Source organism: Lysinibacillus sp. FSL L8-0312, assembly GCF_038003285.1.
Lineage (GTDB): Bacteria > Bacillota > Bacilli > Bacillales_A > Planococcaceae > Lysinibacillus > Lysinibacillus fusiformis_D.
Map to the genome: position 1 here is coordinate 2301815 of NZ_JBBOOV010000001.1, position 20737 is coordinate 2322551.

Sequence of the window (20737 nt, forward strand, 5' to 3'; positions counted from 1 at the left end):
TTTTTAGCTTTCTAGCTAATTGTGCATGGAAAGGTTCTAAAACTACTGGATAAATACATTACAGACCAGATGGCGTACATATACTAGATCGCCTCCTATGGGTAGGCTTACCAGTTACAGCTGAGTATCCTTACTGAAATCCACTTTCCTATACAGCCACAGGGGACGGTATAAGGGCTTCTCAGCTTATTCTTACCGTTCTCCTATTGGGTAGGATAAGGTTGACTTTACTTGTGTTCTCAGGTCACTGGTGACGTTTGTGATGTTTAGTTGTGGTGTCGCTATGTCTATTCTTCCTCTATCCTGTCTGTTGGCGGCTGTGTCGTCTTCTCTGTCTTGATGTTGGTTGATTGCAATCCTTGTGTAGCGTGACTTCCTGTTTGAGAGGTCAAGCGGCTATAGTTCCCCCTTTCCCTTCAAGGTCAGTTGTTGCTACATGTTCAAGGGTTATTATTTCACGTTTCACAACTTTCACCTCTATTCCATTATTCTTACTATCAATTATACCTTCCACGAATTAGTAGTTTCACCATTCAATTCTGTAACAAAAACCTTAAGTAGATACACCATTTTCACGGAATTTTTACTTAGACTTTTGACAGTCACTTTTGGCAGTGGATGAACACGCATTGTTACATCGCTGTTGGGTAACTCCCGAATGTCTTGACTTTCAGTAGTTGTATAAAGAAATTGCCCCTAAAGAAAAGCCCTTTTATTAAGAATTGGGTTTATAATGTAATTAAGTAAAAAAAGCGAGGTGTACATATGACATTTGATAGACAGCAAGTAGCAAAAGAAAAACTTCAAAAAGCCCAAAAAGCTAACTCAGAAGGTGTTTTAATGTCTTTTTCGGTAAATACAATGCTAGATGAAAGAGTGCGTCCTGAATGTGCAAAGTTTGAAGGATCTAAAGCAAGTGTTGAAGATGCGATTATAGGAGTTAATCACCCACCTTTCTACAAGGATTGTCGTTGTTTTGCTACTTACTCCATAGAAGGCATAAAAAAGAAGTAAAATAACATTACTTTTAAGCGGTGTGCCATTTTTCAGGGCATGCCATTTTTTATAATAAGGTCGTATCAAAATATCTACACTTGTTGACACGACAAAAAAAGCCCTGTACTATAGGATTTAGATAGTATCAAAAAGTCGCATCAAATAGAAAACACAAAAAGGGGCAATACATAATGATATATGGCTATGCAAGGGTATCAACTAATAGACAGGAATTAGACATTCAAATAAAGGTACTTAAAGAGGCTGGGGCTACTAAGATTTATAAAGAAAAGATCAGTGGGGCTAAAACGGACAGAAAAGAATTAAACACGCTGTTATCCGAAATTAAGGCTGGTGACACTCTTTTAGTAACTAAGGCGGATCGTATAGCACGTTCTCTTTCACAACTAGAAAAGGTGGTCACTGATTTAACCAATAGAGGTGTAGCTGTACATATAATCAATATGGGAATGTTTACGGCTGAAAGCATGGATAATCCTATGACTAAGCTATTATTTAACGTATTAGGGGCATTTGCAGAGTTTGAAAGATCTATGATTATAGAAAGAACACAAGAAGGAATTAAAGACGCTAAAGACAAAGGTGTTAAGTTTGGTCGTAAAAGTAAAACATATAAAATTGAAGGTGCTTTATTACACGCTATTGAAAAAGTTGAGCGTGGGGAAATGTCACAGCCAGAAGCCGCAGATTTTGCTAAATGTAGTATCGCAACATTTAAGCGTCGAATAAAGGAATATAGACAACAAAAAGAGGAGGTATAATGCCCCCTCTTTTATTGTGCATAAAAATTTTTAAGATCTTTTCTATCTAGTACATATGCGGGTTGTGAGGAATCAATTAAAATAGATTTGAACAATTTTGCATAACGAAGTTTAAGCTTCTATATAATCGCCACTCATATAAAAAGGATAAACATTTCTAACTTCACATGTTCTTTCAGATTTGAAAATAAATTGTTTTTTCTCTCTAAAAGTTTCTTTTGTAAATTTCCTATATAGTTTGATATCTTTTCTGTCTTCATAAGTTTCATTAGCTTTATATTTTCCCAAGTAAAAACCTTCAGAATCTCTAACAAAGATCTCATCGTAAGGGAAATTCATACTCTCAAATCCATCATCATCATTCTTACAGAATAAAAATTCTATTTCATCAGGCATTGTGCTTATTTCATCAGAATCAATATAAACGTTTATAAAAGAATTTCGTGAATCCTCTTTTATTATTTGTCCAGTAAATCTAACATTATGATATCTATTAGATTTCAAAGAGTTATTACTAATAAAATCTTTTACCAATCCTATTACTTCGTCTAGTCTTTCTTCTATATAGGTTTCTAAAGTACTCACTAAATCTTTAATATCTTTTTCTTCAAATTGTTCCCCTCTCTTTTTAAAAGAACCAATTTCACCTACAATACCTTTTTCAAACAAACTCATTTTTATAGCAAATTTCGCATCAGAGATATGTTTAATTTTATTATTAAATTCCGTTAAATATTTAAATTCATTGCTTTCTTTGATTTCATTCATCTTCTTGTAAATATCTGTGCTATTATCAAGTTTTCTTAATACTTTCGAAAAATCTACTTGTTCAACATCCAATTGTTTTAAAGCTAAGACGGTTTTATTCACAAATTGTGCTAATGAATCAAATGAATTTCTGTTATATTGAATAAAATCTTTTAAATATTTATCTAGTAAAAAATAGATATCCGTTTCTATATCAAAAACCTTAAGACCGAAATCTAAATCGTTATTTTTAATTGTATATGCCCCAGTTTCTATAAGCGTTTTTTGAACATTATCGTGATATTCAAAATTCCTTGCTTCAAGCGTACCTACTAGATTAGAAATAACATCCTTGCAATATTTAGCTGTCTCTAAATTTTTTAAAACATTCACGTAAAACTGCCATGAATCACAATAAGCATTTTCAAATAAATCCTCCAAATTTATTTCATTTTGAAAACTCATTTCTCTCTCCTCCTCGATAAAGATATTCTTTATACTAAAAATACATATTTTTCTAATTTTAACATGAGGCAAGAGTTTAGGACAACGGCTTGGTGTTGAAAATGATTGATTATCTTTTCATGTTTTACCATCAAATCATGCAAGGCTACTGCTATTACTTCATCACTAGTTACTCGCTTACCTTCGATAACTAATTGATTTCTCATTGCCAATTTAATCGTATTATCAAATACACTACTATTGTATGCCATTCAATTACCCCCTTTCTCTGTACTTCGCTTCGCTACGTATGTGGACGTTTCACGCCCACACAGTAATAAAGCTAATAATATTAGTTATTTTTTATCTAGTACGAGAAGGACACGCTAGTGGACTTCGCTGAATAACTGGGGTGGTTTATCTACCCTAAGTTATTTAGCAAATTACTTATTACTTTTTTTCTTACTTTAAGAGAATGTTTTTAAAACCTTGGTATATCAACGTTTGTAGAGTTATTTGCTACTTTTTTTATGCAAACTAAATCTCGTTATTTAAGTACATTTCTAATAAAATTCGCATTCTTTCAGATGGAATATAAACATCGATAGGTTCATCATTACGAATAGCACTACGGAACAACCATTGAAGTAATTCAGACAGTGCAAATAATTCCTCATTTACTTTTATATCATGTGAATGAAAGAATCTTTTTATCATTGGATTCATATATCTATTCGCTAAATAAATACAAGTAGTTGCCGCTGCATACTCATTTGTAGCCCTAGCATTTATAGGAACAAACCTTTTCTTTAGTCCCCTTGGTGTTAATACCTTTTGATGATCTTTAAATGTTGTCCAAATAACATATTTTGTAGAACAGTTCATTTTGTGACGGTAAAAGTTATAGCTATTCTTCTTAATCATATCTTTATAGTACTTATTTTTAAGATTATCGTTTAAATAGCTTTTACTAAAAGCATTATGTTTTTCACCCACTTTGTTTATATCTCGATTATCACTTGGAGAGGAATAGTAAATGTTTATTAGTGATTTAAAACGCTGACGGTCTTCCCCTATTCTCCCCTTATATTCTGTTAAATAATACCCGAGTTTAGTATCGTATCCCACGGATTGGCACGTAAACTTCATGTTAAATAAACGGTAATAGTAACACTGAATTTGCCCCTCAAACATATACGTTAAAATAAATACCTCGCTGAACGCTTTAAATATTTCTGTAGGGAATAACCAATACATTTTACTTTCATCAAATAAAACTAAATTACCCGCATTAGCCAAGTTACGAATTGTTTGATAGTTACCTGAATCATATTCACTGGTATTCCATTTCACTTCACCTTTTGTTCCGATTGATATAATTGGATTGCCGTTATCATCAGTAGAATTTAATAGAATTTTAATATCATCTTTTGTCATAACAATTTCATCAATGGTATCTAATACCTCGTCTAAGATGAGTACATAGTTTTCCGCTTCAATAAGCTGAATAAGTTCGGAATCACATTTTTTAAATAACGCATGAGTAGAAACAATATTTTCACCGTTTGCAATTGCTTGTTTTAGTGAATCAAGTTTATTTCGTTTACCATTCTGTTCTGGTTGAACAAAAGATTTCTTTGTATGTTCAATAATTCGTTCAATTTCTGTTAAATAAGGTGTAATAAAGATAAATTTTGTTGCCATAGGGCTTTCATTGATATATTGAATAGCCCAGCTTGTTTTACCACTTCCCATAATCGAATCGACAACCGTTATTGATACTTCTTTCCTTTTAATAAATAAATTCGTCACCATATATCCTCCATTTGCTTTTAATAAATACCCTTGCATAAATACACTTGCAAATTGGAATCAATGTAGGACATAAAAAATAAAAAAAAGCCGTCAGACTATCCGAACGACTTTAAAATAAATTATTTTCTTTTTTCTTTAGAAAGAAGTATCAGTTGTAATGGTTTCATTACCCTTGTTAGTTACTGTCACGTTAGCTAGAAGGTATGTACCCTGTGTATTGCTTCCAAATTCCTCAACAACATTCTTTGTAGTAGTGATTTCATTTACTGTAAATTCAACGTCACCAAGTTTAATTGTTTCACCAATACCAACAACCTTTGCTTCTTCTTTAGCTGGTTTCTTACTACTCTCTTACTACTTTTTTCGCATAACGTGAAGTTCCATATCCACTTCCTGTAATTTATGTGTAAGATACCTTACAGATTCATGCAGTTCTTTGTGTGATACTTGTTCCATCTTTAATGAAAGCATTTCTTGCTTCATGTCCATTAAAGTGATCTTAAAGAAATCTTGTGTTCTTTGAACTGCATTTTCAGATTCTCGTTGTGTTCTTGCTTGTGACTGTATAGCTTTTTCAGTTTCTTCAAATTGTTGACCAATGCCATTATGTTTGTTTTCGACTGATTCAAGGCGTTCTTCTACTTTATCAAGACGCTGTTCCATTCTGTCAAAGCGTTGGTTCATTTCAGTTTTCATTTGTTTCAGCATTTCCATAATTTCGTTTGCCATGTTGTTATCCATTTTGACCACTCCTATGTTCTTTACTCTGTCACTATCTAACCCTATCAAATTGTTGTTAGCTTCAATCATTTTGCCGTGAATGTCCTTCAGCATGTCCATAATTATTTTTGCATCTTTGTCATCCATTTTTCGGTTCTCCTTTGTAATTGAAGAAAAAAGTACACTTTCGAGTGCCTTATTTTACTGTTTATTTTTCAGCAAATATACATCTTCTTCTAAATCGGCTATTTTGTATTTGTGATATTCTTGTATTATTCGGATGTCCTTTATTGAATTACCTTGCAATTCCGCTGTATGTTGGGTTACCTCCATAAAATCAGATATTTTATCATCTATTCTGTAAAGGCAATTCTTATTGCTTTCTAGTTGAACTTTTAATTCTTCAATATCACCGTCTACCTTGTCAAAGCGTTGGTTCAATTCTTGCTTCATTTCAGCCATTTCGCCTTTCATTTGAAACATTTCTGATTTCATTTGAACCATATCAGTTTTCATTTCAGCCATTTCAGCTTTAAGTTCGGCTTTCATGTCGTCCATGCCTGTAGTGAGGTTTTGAATCATTTCCATAATCATTTTCATTTCGTTTTCCAATTTAGTTCACCTCTATATTTGAAGACCCTAATTACCATCTTTAATAGTAGTTTCCACTTTTAACTTTAATCTTAGGACAAACAAAGCTTAACTATCTTTATCAGAAATAGTATAAATCTGTTGGATTTGACACCATGCAGCATTTAAATATTCTTCAACCGATTCATTGATTTCTGGTAATCTAAATTCTCCATCACCATCTAGTACATACTTTAATATTCTTTTTGGGTTATCGGATAATTTAGGTTCTACACCAAATACACTTAATGCAATTTCAAGTTTTAACTTACCTTGATATTCTCGCACTACCTCCCCCAATAAATAGCGAATAATTCTAGTTTCATCAGACATCATTTTCATCTCCTTTATTATTGACAAACTTCGTTTTCCCTCCCACCATGAAGCCTGAGTTGAGGACAACAGGTGGTGCTGAACATGACTGCCTATATCACTGAAACTAAAAATTGAATCAATGACATAGACAGACATTCGCATTACTTCATGAATCCGTCATTTGAGGTTATCCAGTATTGTATGCCCTTGTTTAAATGTGACCCTCTCGAATCAATACACGTAGTTTCTACTTCTGCCCCGAAACGTCTTGTAATCCTGTTTACACACCTCTTGTATGTATCGTAAATGCTTATCCTACTGATATGAGGAACTCGGCAACAATTACAATGTATCGTGTATTCTGCATGACCGTAATCATTCAGACCTTCCACTCCTAGCTGTTAATGGTCGCTAACACCATTCAGACACTACGAGAAACAAGGAACTCGTTTAATAGCGTCCTAGACTTATTTAATGCGGCGGCTAAGTCATAACCTTTCCAGTTTTGTTTTGATTCGAGTTAGTGGGCAACCTCGAAAGAGTTTTTCCTAAAAAAGACAATAGGAAACCAGACCTTTGCACTTTAGCTTTTTTTGAAGTAAAATGAAGGCAATGTAACTCATATTCAGTTATCGATTGTTGGTCGATTTTTTTATGGGTTTCGCACTATTATGCCGCCAAACATATAGTGCATTTCTTTAAGAGGGTGTTTCCAGCACTCTCTTTTTTATTTGTCTATAAATAATCCTTTAAGCTACGTGCTACTTCTTCCACGTTAAGATCTAAATACTGCGTTGTTACTGCTAAATCAGAATGACCTAATGCCTTACTGATTAAAGGCACACTAGCCCCCTTATCCAATAGATTTTTCGCATAACCCCTTCTAATCGCATGTGGGTTAATATTTTCTAAGCCAAAACGCTTTGAATACTTATTAAGCTGTTTAGAAATTGCACAGTTTGATGATTTTGATGTACTCATAGACAAGCCATTCTGTGTGATAAACACACTTTGATTGTTAATCTTGTAATGCTGACGTATCTTTTTATTTTGCTTAATCAGCAGTTGCAGCATTTCAGTTAATTCATCATCTAATGGCAGCTTTAAAAACTTGTGATTTTTTAATGTTGAACCATCTAAATTTAGGCACTGGTGTTCAAAGTCAATATGCCTTTCCTTCAACTCACAAAGTGTATGGATACGGATTCCAGTTCTGTACATCAGCAAAATAGCAGTAACGTCTCTAAATCCGATAAAGGTCGATTTATCTATGAAGTGAACCAGTTTGAGAATATCGCCTTCTTTAGCTGCTGCTTTTACCTCTGTATCAACCTTAATTTGAATCTTTAGCCAGAACTTATCTTTCAGCCAATCATTGAAATAGAATTTTCCTAACACGGCTTTAATGGTCTTTAAACGTATTTTCTTCGTTTGCTGTGAAACATCTAGACCTTCTAAATAGCTATAAATTGTACCAATCGTAATTTCTTCTACATAGAGAATCTTGTTAGCTTCACAAAATCCCCGAAAAATATAATCATAGCTATCAATAGTACGAGGTCTATTGCCAGCGATGTTCATTTGCTTAAATACTATTTCTAATGCGTAATCAATTGGTATCCAATGATTGTTACTAGCTTTAGGATTAACTTGACGTGCATTTCCCATCGAAAACACACCATGCTTTCTGCTTTTATCCAAACAAAAAAACCCCTATTCATTGTGTGAATTAGAAGGTTTATAAACGCAAGTATTCAATTAAATGTACCCTTAAAAACGAAAAAAGTTAGGGAGTCTTTTTGAAAGTTTAACACCTTCATCAAGTTACCCTAACTCTTATAAACGTTGATTTAACAGCATTTCTACTGCTAAATACTAAGTATGGAGACGGCGGGAGTCGAACCCGCGTCCAAAGACTCCAATACTTCAGCTTCTACGCGTGTAGTTTGCCTATTTAGGATTCACGTAACATTATGCCGACAAACAGGCGTCCTGTACGCTAACCTGGAAATCTCTTGCCGATGACTCAGGTGGTACCATCGACCGTATCCCACTAAAGTTGGGCCCCACGTTCTCTACATGGGCGATAGAGAGGCAGAGCGCTTACGAGCTTACGCTGCGAAAGCTAAGTTTTGTTGTTTGCCAGTTATTATATAACTGTCGTTGATGACGGAGCCGAGCCCTCCGACGCGCGACTAAAGCTTGAACCATCCCTGTCGAATCCGTAACGTCCCCTTGATATATGAATCGAAGCGGTTGGGCTTCGTTCAAACAAAGAGCTAGAATTGCTTCTAGTACGGTGGGAGCTTAAAGTACGCTTCCATGAAATCTGGCAATCAGTAATACATATTATAAAACAAAACTAGCGATAGTTCAAGTATCCCGCTATTGTATAAAAAATTGGCTTAAATACCTATTATATCCGCTAGATTGGGCTTTCTATCCATCACTTTTGTTGTTCTATCCACCACATTTCAATCTCTATCCATCGCTTTCGCTTTGCTATCCACCACATTTCAATCTCTATCCGTCACTTTCGCCATTCTATCCGCCTCGCCCAGCATCAACACCTAAAAAAGCTCACCAACAACAAGGTGAGCTTTCTCGAAATCTATTAATATTGATTTTTTGATTTGAAGGTACGTTCCATTTCGCGTTTGGCTTCTTTTTTGCGCATGTCGTTACGTTTATCGTAGTCTTTTTTCCCTTTGCCGACGCCGATTAAAAGCTTGGCATAGCCGTCTTTGATGTACATTTTCAATGGAACAATTGTGTAGCCGTCACGTTTTACGGCACCGACTAGCTCGCCGATTTGCTTTTTATGGAGTAGCAGCTTGCGGGCACGTAGTGGGTCGTGATTGAAACGGTTGCCTTGATCGAAGGGGCTGACATGCATGTTGCTAATCCATGCTTCGCCATTGGTGATTCGGACATATGAGTCCTTTAGTTGGGCCTTGCCTGCACGGATGGATTTGATTTCTGTGCCGGTTAGGACCATGCCTGCTTCGATTGTTTCCTCAATAAAGTAATCATGTCCAGCTTTTTTGTTTTGTGCTAATACTTTTCCAGAACCTTTTGCCATATTCTTCACCCTCTACTTAAAGGTTGAGCATTAGCGAAAGCATCCTTACTTAGGACACTTTCGCTAATGCTTATTTACGTTTTGATTTTTTCTTTTTGTTTTTCTTTGCAATGCCCTCGTAAAACTTTTGCTTTTGTTTCACGCGTTTTTTAGGACCTGGGCTTGAGTCATCTTTGCGGCGACCACGCGGGTCACGGTCGCTTTCACGACGTTCACCTTGCTTGGCGCTACGACTTCCACGGTCATCCTCTTGGCGACCGCCTCTACGGTTGCCACCACGTCCGCCTTTTTCTTCGTCGCTGCGTGTACTTCGTTGACTGCGTCCATCCTTGTTATCACTATAATTTTTACGTGCGTGGATGACAGTAGGAGCTGCTTTACGTGTTCGTCCATATGAAGTTACCATTCCAACGATTTCAAAGTCAATGGATGACTCCTCAATAATGACATTGGCAACACGGACTGTCACTTCATCACCAATACGGAATTGACGATTTGTTCGTTCACCGATCATAATCATTTGACGATCATCGAAGCGATAGTAATCATCTGTCATATTACTGATGTGAACAAGCCCTTCGATTGTGTTTGGCAGCTCCACGAAAATACCGAAGTTTGTAATAGATGAAACGATCCCTTCGAATTCCTCGCCAATTTTATCAGACATGTACTGTGCTTTTTTCAGAGCGTCCGTATCACGTTCGGCATCAACAGCACGACGTTCACGCTCAGAAGTATGGTCAGCAATTTCATCCATTGCCATACTCCACTGTGCAATCGTTTCTCTAGAAGTATCCTTATTAATTATATACGTACGAATTAAACGATGTACGATTAAGTCTGGATAACGACGAATTGGTGATGTGAAGTGTGTATAGAAATCCGTTGATAAGCCAAAGTGACCAAGGCTTTCAGGATAATATTTTGCCTGTTGCATCGAGCGTAGTAGCATTGTTGAAATAACGGGCTCCTCTGGCATACCATCAATGGCTTTCAAAACATCTTGCAGTGCCTTCGGATGCACTGTATTACCAGTACCTTTAATTAAAATACCGAAGTTCGTAACAAATTCAAAGAAGCGTTGGAGCTTTTCAGGCTTTGGATCTTCATGAATACGGTATAGGAACGGTACATTCATCCAGTGGAAGTGCTCTGCAACTGTTTCATTGGCAGCAAGCATGAAATCCTCAATTAGCTTCTCCGCTACTGTACGTTCACGTAATTCAATATCAACTGGCCAACCTTCGTCATTGACAAGGACTTTGGATTCTTTAAAGTCAAAGTCAATCGCTCCTCGTGTTTCACGTTTACGACGTAAAATACCTGATAGCTCAGCCATATTTTTAAACATTGGCACAAGTGGCTCGTAGCGTTCGATTAGTGCCTCATCCTGCTCCTCTAAAATCATGTAAACGTCCTTATATGTCATACGCTCTGTCGTTTTAATGACACTTTGGAAAATTTCGTGTGAAATGACATTACCATTTCCATCAATAATCATTTCACAAGATAGTGTTAAACGGTCAACCTGTGGATTTAATGAACAAATACCATTTGATAGACGATGTGGAATCATAGGGATTACACGGTCTGTTAAATAAACACTTGTTGCACGGTCATAAGCTTCGATGTCAATGACAGAGCCTTGCGTAACATAATAACTAACGTCTGCAATATGTACGCCAAGCTTGTAAGTACCATCTACATTTTTCGTTACGGTTACCGCATCATCCAAGTCTTTTGCATCTGCACCATCAATGGTTACGATCGTTTCATGTCGCAAATCACGACGACCTACTAAATCTGCCTCTGTAATTTCATCTGGTACGCGTTGAGCAGCTGCGATGACTTCGTCTGGGAATTCAGGTGGAATGTCGTGCTTATATAAGATCGATAAAATATCCACACCTGGATCATTTTTATGCCCTAAAATTTTGGTAATATAGCCTGTTGCGGATTTTAAATCCTCTGGCCATGTCGCAACCTCAACAACAACCTTATGACCGTCAACAGCCCCTAATGTGTCTCCCTTTGCGATAAAGATATCCATCGGTAGCTTTTTATCGTCTAAGACAACAAAGCCAAAGCCTCGATTAGCCTGGAATGTGCCGACAAAGCTTGTTTGACCGCGCTCGACGACCTTTGTGACAGTCCCTTCTCGTCGGTCCCCAAATGATTCTTTTAAGACACGAATTAAAACGATGTCTCCATTAATCGCACCATTAATTTCATGCGGTGGAATGAATACATCATCCATGCCCTCGACATCAGGTGTCACAAAACCGAAGCCCTTCGCATGTCCGATAAATTTACCTCTTAGCAAATTCATACGCTCTGGTAGGCCATAACGATTGGAGCGAGAACGCACAACTAAGCCTTGCCCTTCCATACGGACAAGGGTTTTGACAAGCTCCTTGAACTCCTCAGCATCCTCAAAACCGAATTCATCCTCGATTTCACCGACAGTTAATGGTTTATAATCATCTTTGCTGAAAAAATCGAGTAAACGACTTTGTAGTGTATCTTTTTGGTCTTTCATACATATTCCCTCCTTCATGAGAAAATCCTATTTATAATTATTGTGCCCAATTTAGGCTTTCTAAAAAGCGATAAATATCTTCATGTAATTGATCTTTTTCTTGATCCAATGTAATAACATGTTTTGAGTTTTCATACCACTTGATATGCTTTTCAAGTGACTCAGTTTGATTATATATAATGTTGGCAGATTCTGTCTCTATTACTTCATCATTTGTAGCTTGTATGACAAAAATAGGCGCATAAATCATGTCAATTTCTTGTCGTGTACGGGCAATAAATTCACGAAGCTCCTGTAGAGATGGCATCCCTTTTTCAGCAATGAGTGCTACTTCTGCTTCAATTTGCTCATCTTGTTTTCCTAAGAATTTTTTATAATCCCTTGCATATTTCAAGACACCCTCAAACATAACGTCTGTTGTACGCATTGTCATAGGGGCGCACATTGTGACAATTCCTTTAACAGGATTATTTAATGCCACGTTTAGTGCCATCACACCGCCTAATGAAAGACCAGCGACAGCAATTTCTTGATAGCCAGCATCCTGTAACTGTTTGTAGGCGGCAACGACATCCTGCCACCAGTCTGCTGGACCTGTTGTGATTAGTTCTTCTGGTTCCACACCGTGACCTTTATAGTGAGGTGCCAAAGTAGTATACCCTTTTTTCTCTAAAAATCTACCAAGCATTCGTACATCTGCAGAGCTACCAGTAAAGCCGTGTAATAATAATACAGCACGTGATCCTGCTTGAAAGAAAAATGGCTGTGATAATGATTTGTTCATTGTAAGCACTCCTTCATCCTAAAACACTCATCCATACTATACCCATTATAGCCATCTCGATTATGTCTAGCGAATAACAAGCTGGATTGTAAATTACAATTCAATTTTTGCTATGGAGAGAGAATTTACCATTTAGTTTTAATAAAAGAAAACGCCCAACCAATTTGGTTAGGCGATATATCTTCAACTATTAGATTTTTGTAATAGCAACTGCTAAAATGAAAAATAGTATAGCTAACACAATTGTTGCACGGTGAAGGATTAAATCCATACCACGTGCTTTTTGCTTTCCAAATAGTTGCTCAGCTCCACCCGAGATGGCACCTGATAAGCCTGCACTTTTACTAGATTGAAGTAATACCACAACGATCAACGCTAATGATACGATAACTAATGAAACTAATACTACTGTATGCATTCACTGCACCTCCCGAACTTTGAAACATCACAACACCTTTTAGTATAACAAAAAGTGGATTATGTGACAACTTTCATGATGAAATCATTTACAAGCTCTATTGAAAATTTACTAGAATCTTGAATTTTATCAATTTCCTCGTATGATTAGGGCTAGCGTTCATTCTAGAAAAATTCTTCCTGAGGTCGCAGTTAGTATACATGCTCTTGTGGTACTGTATTCAACGTGGTGACTATCAGCTATGATGGTTGGACTTTCTTGACAGTAAATAGTGCTATTACCATGAATATGGCACAGCAGGCAAATAGACTAATTAAAAAAATCCCACCTACCAAATAACCCCAATATTCCACAAGTGAACCAAAAACCGGTGGAATTAAAAATACACCTATGGATGCCACCATTATACTAAACCCACTTGCAAAACCACTCATCGATTTTTCTACACTTTCAACAGCTAGCGTCATCCATATACCATTAAAGCCCGCAAGAGAAAAACCTATAATTGCTATACACATCACTATAAAAAAGGTGGAATAGGTAAAATACATAAGGATTATCCCATTTGCGCTTAGTATAGTAATGATTAATAATACAGCCCATCGATTTTTATTAAAAAATTTATCACTAATAATCCCCCACAACACTCGCCCACTTGCCCCACTAATTTCAGCAATAGCCAAGCATATGCCAGCACTATAAATGGGCCAGTCCTTTATTTCATACAAAAATAATATAATGTAGGTGTTAAATGTCATTTGAATACCCATTAAGATGAATGCAGAGCTATTCGTAAAAAAGAGCCATTTTGAATGAAGGAAAATGCGTAACTGCTGACGTAAAGGCCATTTAGTAGCTATCTCAGTTTGTGAATCTTCTTTTGTTTTTAATACAAAAGGCATTATGAAACTAAACATTAATAATACTACTGCCGCTACAGACAATGTATAACGCCAACCAATGAAAGCTACTAATGGAATCAGGACAACACTCGAGCCTGCTGAACCTAGCGTAATAGACATCTGTTTTAACCCCATTAGCAATGAAACTTGATTTACTGGAAGTATGTTCATAAGGAAACGATTTGTAACAGGATGCATTCCTCCATAACCCATCCCTGCTAGTACAACAAATACTAAGGCCAACGTATAATTGTCTATCCAAGCAAAGCTTAAAAAGCCTGTTCCAACAATAATCATCAAACAAACCATTATTTTACGGGTACTCAATCGATCTGCTAAATAGCCAACTAGCAATGTTGCTATAAATTGACCAATAAAAAGAGCAGTTGGAAGAAATCCTAACTGCCCTTTATTCAATGATAAGTCTGCACTAATATAGAACATTAGAGGACTAATGCTTCTCCCAACAAAGGCAGTTAAAAATTGAGCAATGATGATCCACATTGCAATAAGTTTCATCTGTTGCATAATCCATCAAAACCACCTTTTACGCTCGATGAGCCAATTCATTTCCACCTAATACAGTGGTCGATTTTTTCAAGTGTGTTGTGATTAGCCTACTTTAACTATTACTATTAAAGTTGTGGTTGGTTTCCGCTACGGGATGCTCGTTTTCAGGGCAAGCAGAAGTCGTGCATCCTCCTCCACAAATAACTAAAAAAATGTAGTATCATATATTAATTGACTATAAAAGCAACCATAAGATAACCTAATATTCTCCTAATTAACGTACCTGCTACTCCCTACATCCCCAACCATCTTGGTACGAATAATACAAGGTCTGGAATATATGTTAGGAATAGTAGCACGATAAAGGAAATAACAATAAAAGGAAAAACACTCTTTACTAGCGTTTCAAACTTCACTTTTGCCATCGATGATACGATGAAAAGTCCTGTCCCTACTGGCGGTGTTAATAAGCCTAACGTTAAGTTAATACAAATGATGACTCCAAAATGCACCGGGTCAATATTAAATGCTATTACGAGTGGCATCATGACAGGTACTAGAATAATTAATGCGGCAATTCCATCTAGTATCATGCCGATTAGTAACAATGCTAAATTCACTAATAATAAGAATACCCATGGACTTTCTGTAATGTTTAACATATTTTCTACTAACAATTGTGGAATTCGTTCAAAAGCAATCATCCATCCAAAAATATTGGCCATAATAATTAAATATGTTACTGTAGCTGTATTTGTCACCGTATTGATTAGCATTTTAGGGAGCTTTTTGATATTTAACTCTCTATAGACAAATAAACCGACAATTACTGCTAGTAAACAAGCGATAGCAGCAGATTCTGTTGCTGTAAATACACCTGTTAGAATACCTACAACAATTGTAATGGGTATTAATAGTGCTGGGATTACTTTTAATGACTTGCTTCGAATATCTGCCCACGAAGCCCGTTCACTTTTCGGGAATTGTTGTTTATAGCCCATATAAGAAATAACTAAAATAAAAACAAGACCATAAATAATCCCTGGGAGAATCCCAGCCATAAATAGAGCGCCAACAGATGTACTTGATAACGTACCGTAAATAATGAAAATCATACTTGGTGGAATAATAGGTGCGATAATAGAAGATGCTAATGTTATAGACGCTGCGAATTCACGTTTATAGCCTTCCTTCTCCATTTGCGGTACCATTACTTTACTCATCATTGCAGCTTGAGCATTTGCTGAACCTAGAATCGATGCTAAAAACATATTAGCAATAACTGTCACATAGGCCAGCCCTCCCCTAAAATGCCCAAAAAGGACACGAGCAAATTGAACAAGCCTCGTTGTAATACCGCCCTCATTCATAATTTCACCCATTAACATGAATAACGGAATCGCTAATAGGCCAAAATTTTCAAGCCCTGAATACATACGTAATGGTGTAGATTCTAATAATGTCACCTGACCATTTAAGATGAAATAAATAACTGTCGTAATACCAAGCACCATTGAGATGGGAATACCAATGATAAGTAAAAGAAAGAAAATAACGAGTACAATATAAGTCATGTATTTTCTCCTTCTCTATTTTTAAGTGTGTCAATTAAATGTGAAAGAAGATGAATTGCTGCAAAAATTAATCCTATAAATACTGCACTATAAGGAATCCACATTGGTAATTGTAAGGAGCTCGATTTTTGTAGCAACATGGCAGGATTCATCATCCATTTGTAAGCGTAATAGATTAATATAAATAAGAACGCAATCATCATGCAATCCTGAACAATTTTAAAAATCCTTTTACTACGCTTAGATACAGCATCATATAAAAATGTAACTGAAGCCTGAGTACCATATTTCAGACCCCAGCTTCCTCCAATAAACGAAGTCCATATTAATAAGAAAATCGAAACTTCACCAGCCCAAGGGATGGGATCTTTAAAGAAATAACGAAAAATAACCGCAAATATCATTAAGATAGCAAGCGCAGCCATTAAAATGATCATCAGTAGTTCTTCGATTTTAGTAATAACTTGACTAATTTTCGCCATCTAGCCATTCCCCCATTTACTTACGGAATTCATTAATAAACTGTTTAATTAAAGCAGATTTTGCACTATACTCGGCGTCAAATGCTTCGATTTGCTCTTTAAATACATCTGCCCCTAACTCATAAACAGTCACTCCTTGACTGGCAAGTTCTTTTTTGAATTCTTCTTCTTGTCCAGTTCGTGTTTCTACTGCATAAGCTATTGTTGCTTGTAAGGAATCAATAATGATTTTTTGAGCATTTTCAGATAATCCATCAAACATTCCCTCATTTGCTACGACAATTGATGGCCATACCATGTGATTTGTTACAGCTACATATTTGGCTACTTCGGAGTATTTATTTGTGATTGTCGCATCTAAGTCCATATCCATTCCGTCAATAACGCCTGTTTGTAATGCTGAATATACTTCTGGTAATGGTAATCCTTCTGGTGCAGCTCCCGCATCTTTATAAAATTTTTGGAGCGGCGGACTTGGTGTTACTCGCATTTTTAAACCTGCTAAATCCGAAGCCTTTTTAACTTCTTTTGATTTCAATACCATCGTACGTTGACCAGCGAATAGATAATCTAACCCTTTTAAGCCCGTTCCTTCTATTTCTCCTAAAATCTCACGTGCAATATCAGTATGACTTGCATCTGAAGCTTCTTGTAAATTTTCAAACATGTATGGTGCGAACCACGCGGCCATCTCAGGTGTACGCGTACTTAAAAAAGCGGCTGTAATAAAAGCAAAGTCTATCGAGCCTGCCTCTACTTGTTGTGCCATATCCGCTTCAGTCCCTAATTGACTTGCAGGGTAAATTTCAAGCTCCATTTTGCCATCTGAGCGTGCCTTTAATTCTTCATTAAATTTTTCAGCAGCTTTATGCCACATATGATCTGTTGATGTAATATGGGCAAGCTTAAATTTCTTCTTTGGAATATCTTCATCCGAACTAGTTGCTGACACAGCTGATTTATTGTCCGTCTTTGCATCTGTTTCATTTGTTGTGTTTGAGTTACCACAAGCTGCCAAAACGAATAAAAGTGCGAATAAACAACTAACTAGCATAAACTTTAGCGGTTTTTTTATCATAAAATATCCCCTCTATTTTTGATTTAATATGTTGCATTGGTTATGGCTCCGCCTTCGTCTTTCCACTAATTCCCCAATGAACGGGTGGCACTTCTATTAAAATAACTCTTACACTATCAATTGGAACTCGTGCCGTTTGAACAATGGTAGTTGTAACTTCTTGTATAATTTTTTTCTTTTGCTCCACAGACCGTCCTTCTAATAACTGAATTTGAACAATTGGCATATTTAGTCCCCGCTACTTCACAACTAATGTTAGCTTGCCAAGTGTCCCATAGTCTGCTTCTATTTCATCACCAGCTTTTACTGGAATTGCATCTGTTATGCCACCTGTTAAAACGAGTTGACCAGGCAAAATACCTCTACCTTCTTTTGCTAACATCGTTAATAATTCAATGACCGAATAAATGGGATGACCAAGTACCGCAGCTCCTGTACCATGTAGTTTCTCTTCTCCATTTTGTTTCAAAATGACTTCTATAGAAGCCCAATCACATGTATAAGGTGAAAATGCTTGCGCACTCAGCCAAATTTTCGATGAAGAAGCATTATCAGCTATTACATCAGGTAAAGTAAATGAAAAGTTTTTATAGCGACTGTCAATGACTTCAAGTGCTAGAAATACGTTTTCAATCGCATCCCATACTTCTAATGGTGTTAAATCCGCACCTTGTAGCTCTTTTTTAAAAACAAAGGCTACCTCTGCTTCCACACGTGGATGAATATATTCAGCAGCTATAATTTCATTTGTCCTAAGATTCATTTGTGAGGTTAAACGCCCATAAATTGGAGAATCCACTCCTACTTGTTGCTGTTTAGCAATGCTTGTTAGGCCCATTTTCCAACCGATAAACCGATTGTCAGCTGTCATCGTTTTTTCCATACTAATTTTTTGAATCTCATAGGCTTCTTCTACTGTCAAATTTGGTTTTGAGTTAGTAATCTTTTCAACTGCCTCTTTTGTTGCTTGTGCTTCCGCCACCCGCTCAGCATATTCAAATAAAGACACTATGCACTCCCCACTTTCTGTTGTGCAATTTTTTGTGCTACTTCAATGATCGTATCCTCTTGTCCACCTACAACATTTAATTTGCCTAACTCTACTAAAATATCTCTAGCATCAACACCCACTTTTTCAGCAGCTATATGGGCATGACGTAAAAAGCTCGAATATACGCCTGCATAGCCCATTACTAAACTACCTGTCGTAATATCTTGTGGATGTGGCAAAATATTGGCACGAACATAATCAGCCAGATCGAGTATTTGGTATAAATCTATGCCTGTTTCAATACCCATGCGATTTAATACTGCGACCAATACCTCAGTTTGTGTATTGCCTGCTCCTGCACCTAAACAACAAATACTGCCATCGATACGTGTAGCACCTTCTTGAATCGCTACAAGTGTATTGGCAACAGCCAGAGACAAATTATTATGCGCATGAAAACCAATCTCAATGTTTAAATGAGCACGCAATAAACGAATACGATTCTGTACATCAGACGGTAGCATAGCCCCTGCTGAGTCCGTAACATACACGGCATCAGCCCCATATGATTCCATTAACAACGCCTGCTCTAATACTTTTTCAGGTGATGCAGAATGTGACATCATTAAAAACCCAAATGCCTCCATCCCTAGTGCTTTCGCTGTTTCAATATGTTGCTTTGATACATCTGCCTCCGTTACATGTGTAGCAACACGAACAACTCGAGCACCTGCCTCATAAGCCTCTTTCAAATGATGTATTGTGCCAATTCCAGGAATAAGCAAAACTGTTATTTTAGAATCTCCAGCAACTTCTGCTGCCGCTCTAATTAACGCAATATCATGCTCTTTAGAAAAACCATATTGAAGGGACGAGCCTCCTAAACCATCTCCATGCGTGACTTCAATATACGGTACACCGGCTTCACTTAATTGCTTCGTTACATAACGAACTTGCTCAGAAGAAAATTGATGGGCAACCACATGGCTACCATCACGAAGTGCAACCTCTGTTAAATAGATTTGACTCATCGCACTTCCACCTCCCTAACGCTCATTGTTTTTGCCATTTCTTCAGCCACCTTCAATCCAGCGGCCGTCATAATATCCAAATTTCCAGCATAGATCGGTAAATAATCTCCCAATCCCTCTACTTCAATAAATACGGTAACTTTCTTTCCATCTACAATCGGATCTAGCTTCAAGCGATAACCTGGTACATATTCATTTACTTTTGCGACCATATTTTTTACGGATTTAATAATCTCTTCCGTATTCGCTTCTTCTTCAAGGAGACATAACACCGTATCACGCATCAATAAAGGTGGCTCTGCTGGGTTTAAAATAATAATTGCCTTTCCTTTTTTTGCACCGCCAATCAGCTCAATTGCATTGGATGTTGTTTCTGTAAATTCATCGATATTAGCTCGTGTTCCTGGACCTGCACTTTTCGAAGCAATTGTTGCAACAATTTCAGCGTAATCAACACTTTGTACACGGCTAATGGCGTAGATGATTGGTATCGTCGCCTGACCTCCACACGTAATCATGTTTACAACAGGCTTTTCCATATGCTCTGTCAAATTCACCGTCGGTACAACAAATGGACCTACAGCGGCTGGCGTTAAATCTATTAGTCTTTTGTTTAAACCTTGTAAAGCTTTCACATGAGCAATATGTGCCTTTGCTGATGTTGCATCAAATAAAATATCCGCCAAATGTGGTTGCTCTAAAAATCCTTCAATCCCATTGGAAATCGTCTGAAAACCTGCCTCTTGTGCACGTCTTAAGCCATCTGATTCAGGATCAATGCCAATAAGTACTGACATCTCTAAGTACGGAGATCTTTGAATTTTCATCATTAAATCCGTACCAATATTACCTGAACCAATAATGCCCACTTTCATTTTTGTCATGGTAGCTTCCTCC

General features: G+C 36.8%; 22 protein-coding genes and 1 other RNA gene. 2 read left to right on the forward strand and 21 right to left on the reverse strand.

Annotation, left to right across the window (positions count from 1 at the left end):
• The first annotated feature begins 765 nt into the window (after positions 1 to 765).
• Together MHI22_RS11635 and MHI22_RS11640 are read left to right on the forward strand one after the other, a co-directional pair.
• The gene (locus MHI22_RS11635; RefSeq protein ID WP_340812038.1) at positions 766 to 1014 is read left to right on the forward strand and encodes a phage minor head protein; all 249 of its coding nucleotides are present in this window, start codon (positions 766 to 768) and stop codon (positions 1012 to 1014) included.
• A gap of 173 nt (positions 1015 to 1187) precedes the next feature.
• Entirely contained in the window at positions 1188 to 1778 is a 591-nt protein-coding gene (locus tag MHI22_RS11640; RefSeq protein WP_340812040.1) for a recombinase family protein, read from the forward strand.
• Between the two features lie 111 nt (positions 1779 to 1889).
• On the opposite strand, the gene MHI22_RS11645 is transcribed toward MHI22_RS11640, so the two are convergent.
• The 21 genes from MHI22_RS11645 to MHI22_RS11740 all read right to left on the reverse strand — a co-directional run bounded on the left by MHI22_RS11645 (position 1890) and on the right by MHI22_RS11740 (position 20724).
• On the reverse strand, positions 1890 to 2990 hold the full coding sequence (locus MHI22_RS11645; protein WP_340812042.1) for a hypothetical protein: 1101 nt from the start codon (positions 2988 to 2990) through the stop codon (positions 1890 to 1892).
• Between the two features lie 29 nt (positions 2991 to 3019).
• Complete coding sequence (locus MHI22_RS11650) at positions 3020 to 3241, reverse strand: hypothetical protein (protein ID WP_340812044.1); 222 nt, start codon at positions 3239 to 3241, stop codon at positions 3020 to 3022.
• A 265-nt stretch (positions 3242 to 3506) separates the two neighbouring features.
• Positions 3507 to 4784: a hypothetical protein gene (locus tag MHI22_RS11655; RefSeq protein WP_445668852.1), complete on the reverse strand. Its 1278-nt coding sequence runs from the start codon at positions 4782 to 4784 to the stop codon at positions 3507 to 3509.
• Positions 4785 to 4919: 135 nt separating this feature from the next.
• Positions 4920 to 5090, reverse strand: a complete 171-nt coding sequence (locus MHI22_RS23440) for a DUF4352 domain-containing protein (protein ID WP_445668853.1) — start codon at positions 5088 to 5090, stop codon at positions 4920 to 4922.
• Between the two features lie 48 nt (positions 5091 to 5138).
• Complete coding sequence (locus tag MHI22_RS11660) at positions 5139 to 5651, reverse strand: hypothetical protein (RefSeq protein WP_340812048.1); 513 nt, start codon at positions 5649 to 5651, stop codon at positions 5139 to 5141.
• A gap of 54 nt (positions 5652 to 5705) precedes the next feature.
• Positions 5706 to 6092, reverse strand: coding sequence for a hypothetical protein (locus MHI22_RS11665; RefSeq protein ID WP_340812050.1), 387 nt, complete (start codon positions 6090 to 6092; stop codon positions 5706 to 5708).
• Positions 6093 to 6203: 111 nt separating this feature from the next.
• Positions 6204 to 6467: a hypothetical protein gene (locus MHI22_RS11670; protein ID WP_340812052.1), complete on the reverse strand. Its 264-nt coding sequence runs from the start codon at positions 6465 to 6467 to the stop codon at positions 6204 to 6206.
• Positions 6468 to 7184: 717 nt separating this feature from the next.
• Positions 7185 to 8150, reverse strand: coding sequence for a tyrosine-type recombinase/integrase (locus MHI22_RS11675; protein WP_340812054.1), 966 nt, complete (start codon positions 8148 to 8150; stop codon positions 7185 to 7187).
• 178 nt (positions 8151 to 8328) lie between these two features.
• Positions 8329 to 8684, reverse strand: a transfer-messenger RNA (tmRNA) gene (gene ssrA, locus MHI22_RS11680).
• 379 nt (positions 8685 to 9063) lie between these two features.
• Positions 9064 to 9531, reverse strand: coding sequence for an SsrA-binding protein SmpB (gene smpB / locus MHI22_RS11685; RefSeq protein ID WP_025116583.1), 468 nt, complete (start codon positions 9529 to 9531; stop codon positions 9064 to 9066).
• A 70-nt stretch (positions 9532 to 9601) separates the two neighbouring features.
• Complete coding sequence (gene rnr / locus MHI22_RS11690; protein ID WP_340812056.1) at positions 9602 to 12070, reverse strand: ribonuclease R; 2469 nt, start codon at positions 12068 to 12070, stop codon at positions 9602 to 9604.
• 37 nt (positions 12071 to 12107) lie between these two features.
• Positions 12108 to 12854 carry an alpha/beta hydrolase gene (locus MHI22_RS11695; protein ID WP_340812058.1) on the reverse strand — a complete coding sequence of 249 codons (747 nt, stop codon included), beginning with the start codon at positions 12852 to 12854 and terminating at the stop codon, positions 12108 to 12110.
• Between the two features lie 190 nt (positions 12855 to 13044).
• Positions 13045 to 13272, reverse strand: a complete 228-nt coding sequence (gene secG / locus MHI22_RS11700; RefSeq protein WP_036116760.1) for a preprotein translocase subunit SecG — start codon at positions 13270 to 13272, stop codon at positions 13045 to 13047.
• Between the two features lie 239 nt (positions 13273 to 13511).
• Entirely contained in the window at positions 13512 to 14702 is a 1191-nt protein-coding gene (locus MHI22_RS11705) for an MFS transporter (protein ID WP_340812060.1), read from the reverse strand.
• Between the two features lie 275 nt (positions 14703 to 14977).
• A complete protein-coding gene (locus tag MHI22_RS11710; RefSeq protein WP_340812061.1) occupies positions 14978 to 16258 on the reverse strand; it encodes a TRAP transporter large permease in 1281 nt (426 codons plus the stop codon).
• Positions 16255 to 16740 (reverse strand): TRAP transporter small permease, encoded by a 486-nt coding sequence (locus tag MHI22_RS11715; protein WP_036116766.1) that lies wholly within the window; start codon positions 16738 to 16740, stop codon positions 16255 to 16257. Before MHI22_RS11715 ends, MHI22_RS11710 begins: the two co-directional genes overlap by 4 nt.
• A 16-nt stretch (positions 16741 to 16756) precedes the next feature.
• On the reverse strand, positions 16757 to 17818 hold the full coding sequence (locus tag MHI22_RS11720; protein ID WP_271910885.1) for a TRAP transporter substrate-binding protein: 1062 nt from the start codon (positions 17816 to 17818) through the stop codon (positions 16757 to 16759).
• A 40-nt stretch (positions 17819 to 17858) separates the two neighbouring features.
• Positions 17859 to 18044, reverse strand: a complete 186-nt coding sequence (locus MHI22_RS11725) for a 2-hydroxymuconate tautomerase (protein WP_036116769.1) — start codon at positions 18042 to 18044, stop codon at positions 17859 to 17861.
• Positions 18045 to 18056: 12 nt separating this feature from the next.
• A complete protein-coding gene (locus MHI22_RS11730; RefSeq protein ID WP_271910887.1) occupies positions 18057 to 18827 on the reverse strand; it encodes a 2-keto-4-pentenoate hydratase in 771 nt (256 codons plus the stop codon).
• Complete coding sequence (dmpG, locus tag MHI22_RS11735) at positions 18827 to 19840, reverse strand: 4-hydroxy-2-oxovalerate aldolase (RefSeq protein WP_058844378.1); 1014 nt, start codon at positions 19838 to 19840, stop codon at positions 18827 to 18829. Before dmpG ends, MHI22_RS11730 begins: the two co-directional genes overlap by 1 nt.
• Entirely contained in the window at positions 19837 to 20724 is an 888-nt protein-coding gene (locus tag MHI22_RS11740; RefSeq protein WP_036116775.1) for an acetaldehyde dehydrogenase (acetylating), read from the reverse strand. Before MHI22_RS11740 ends, dmpG begins: the two co-directional genes overlap by 4 nt.
• Positions 20725 to 20737 lie beyond the last annotated feature (13 nt).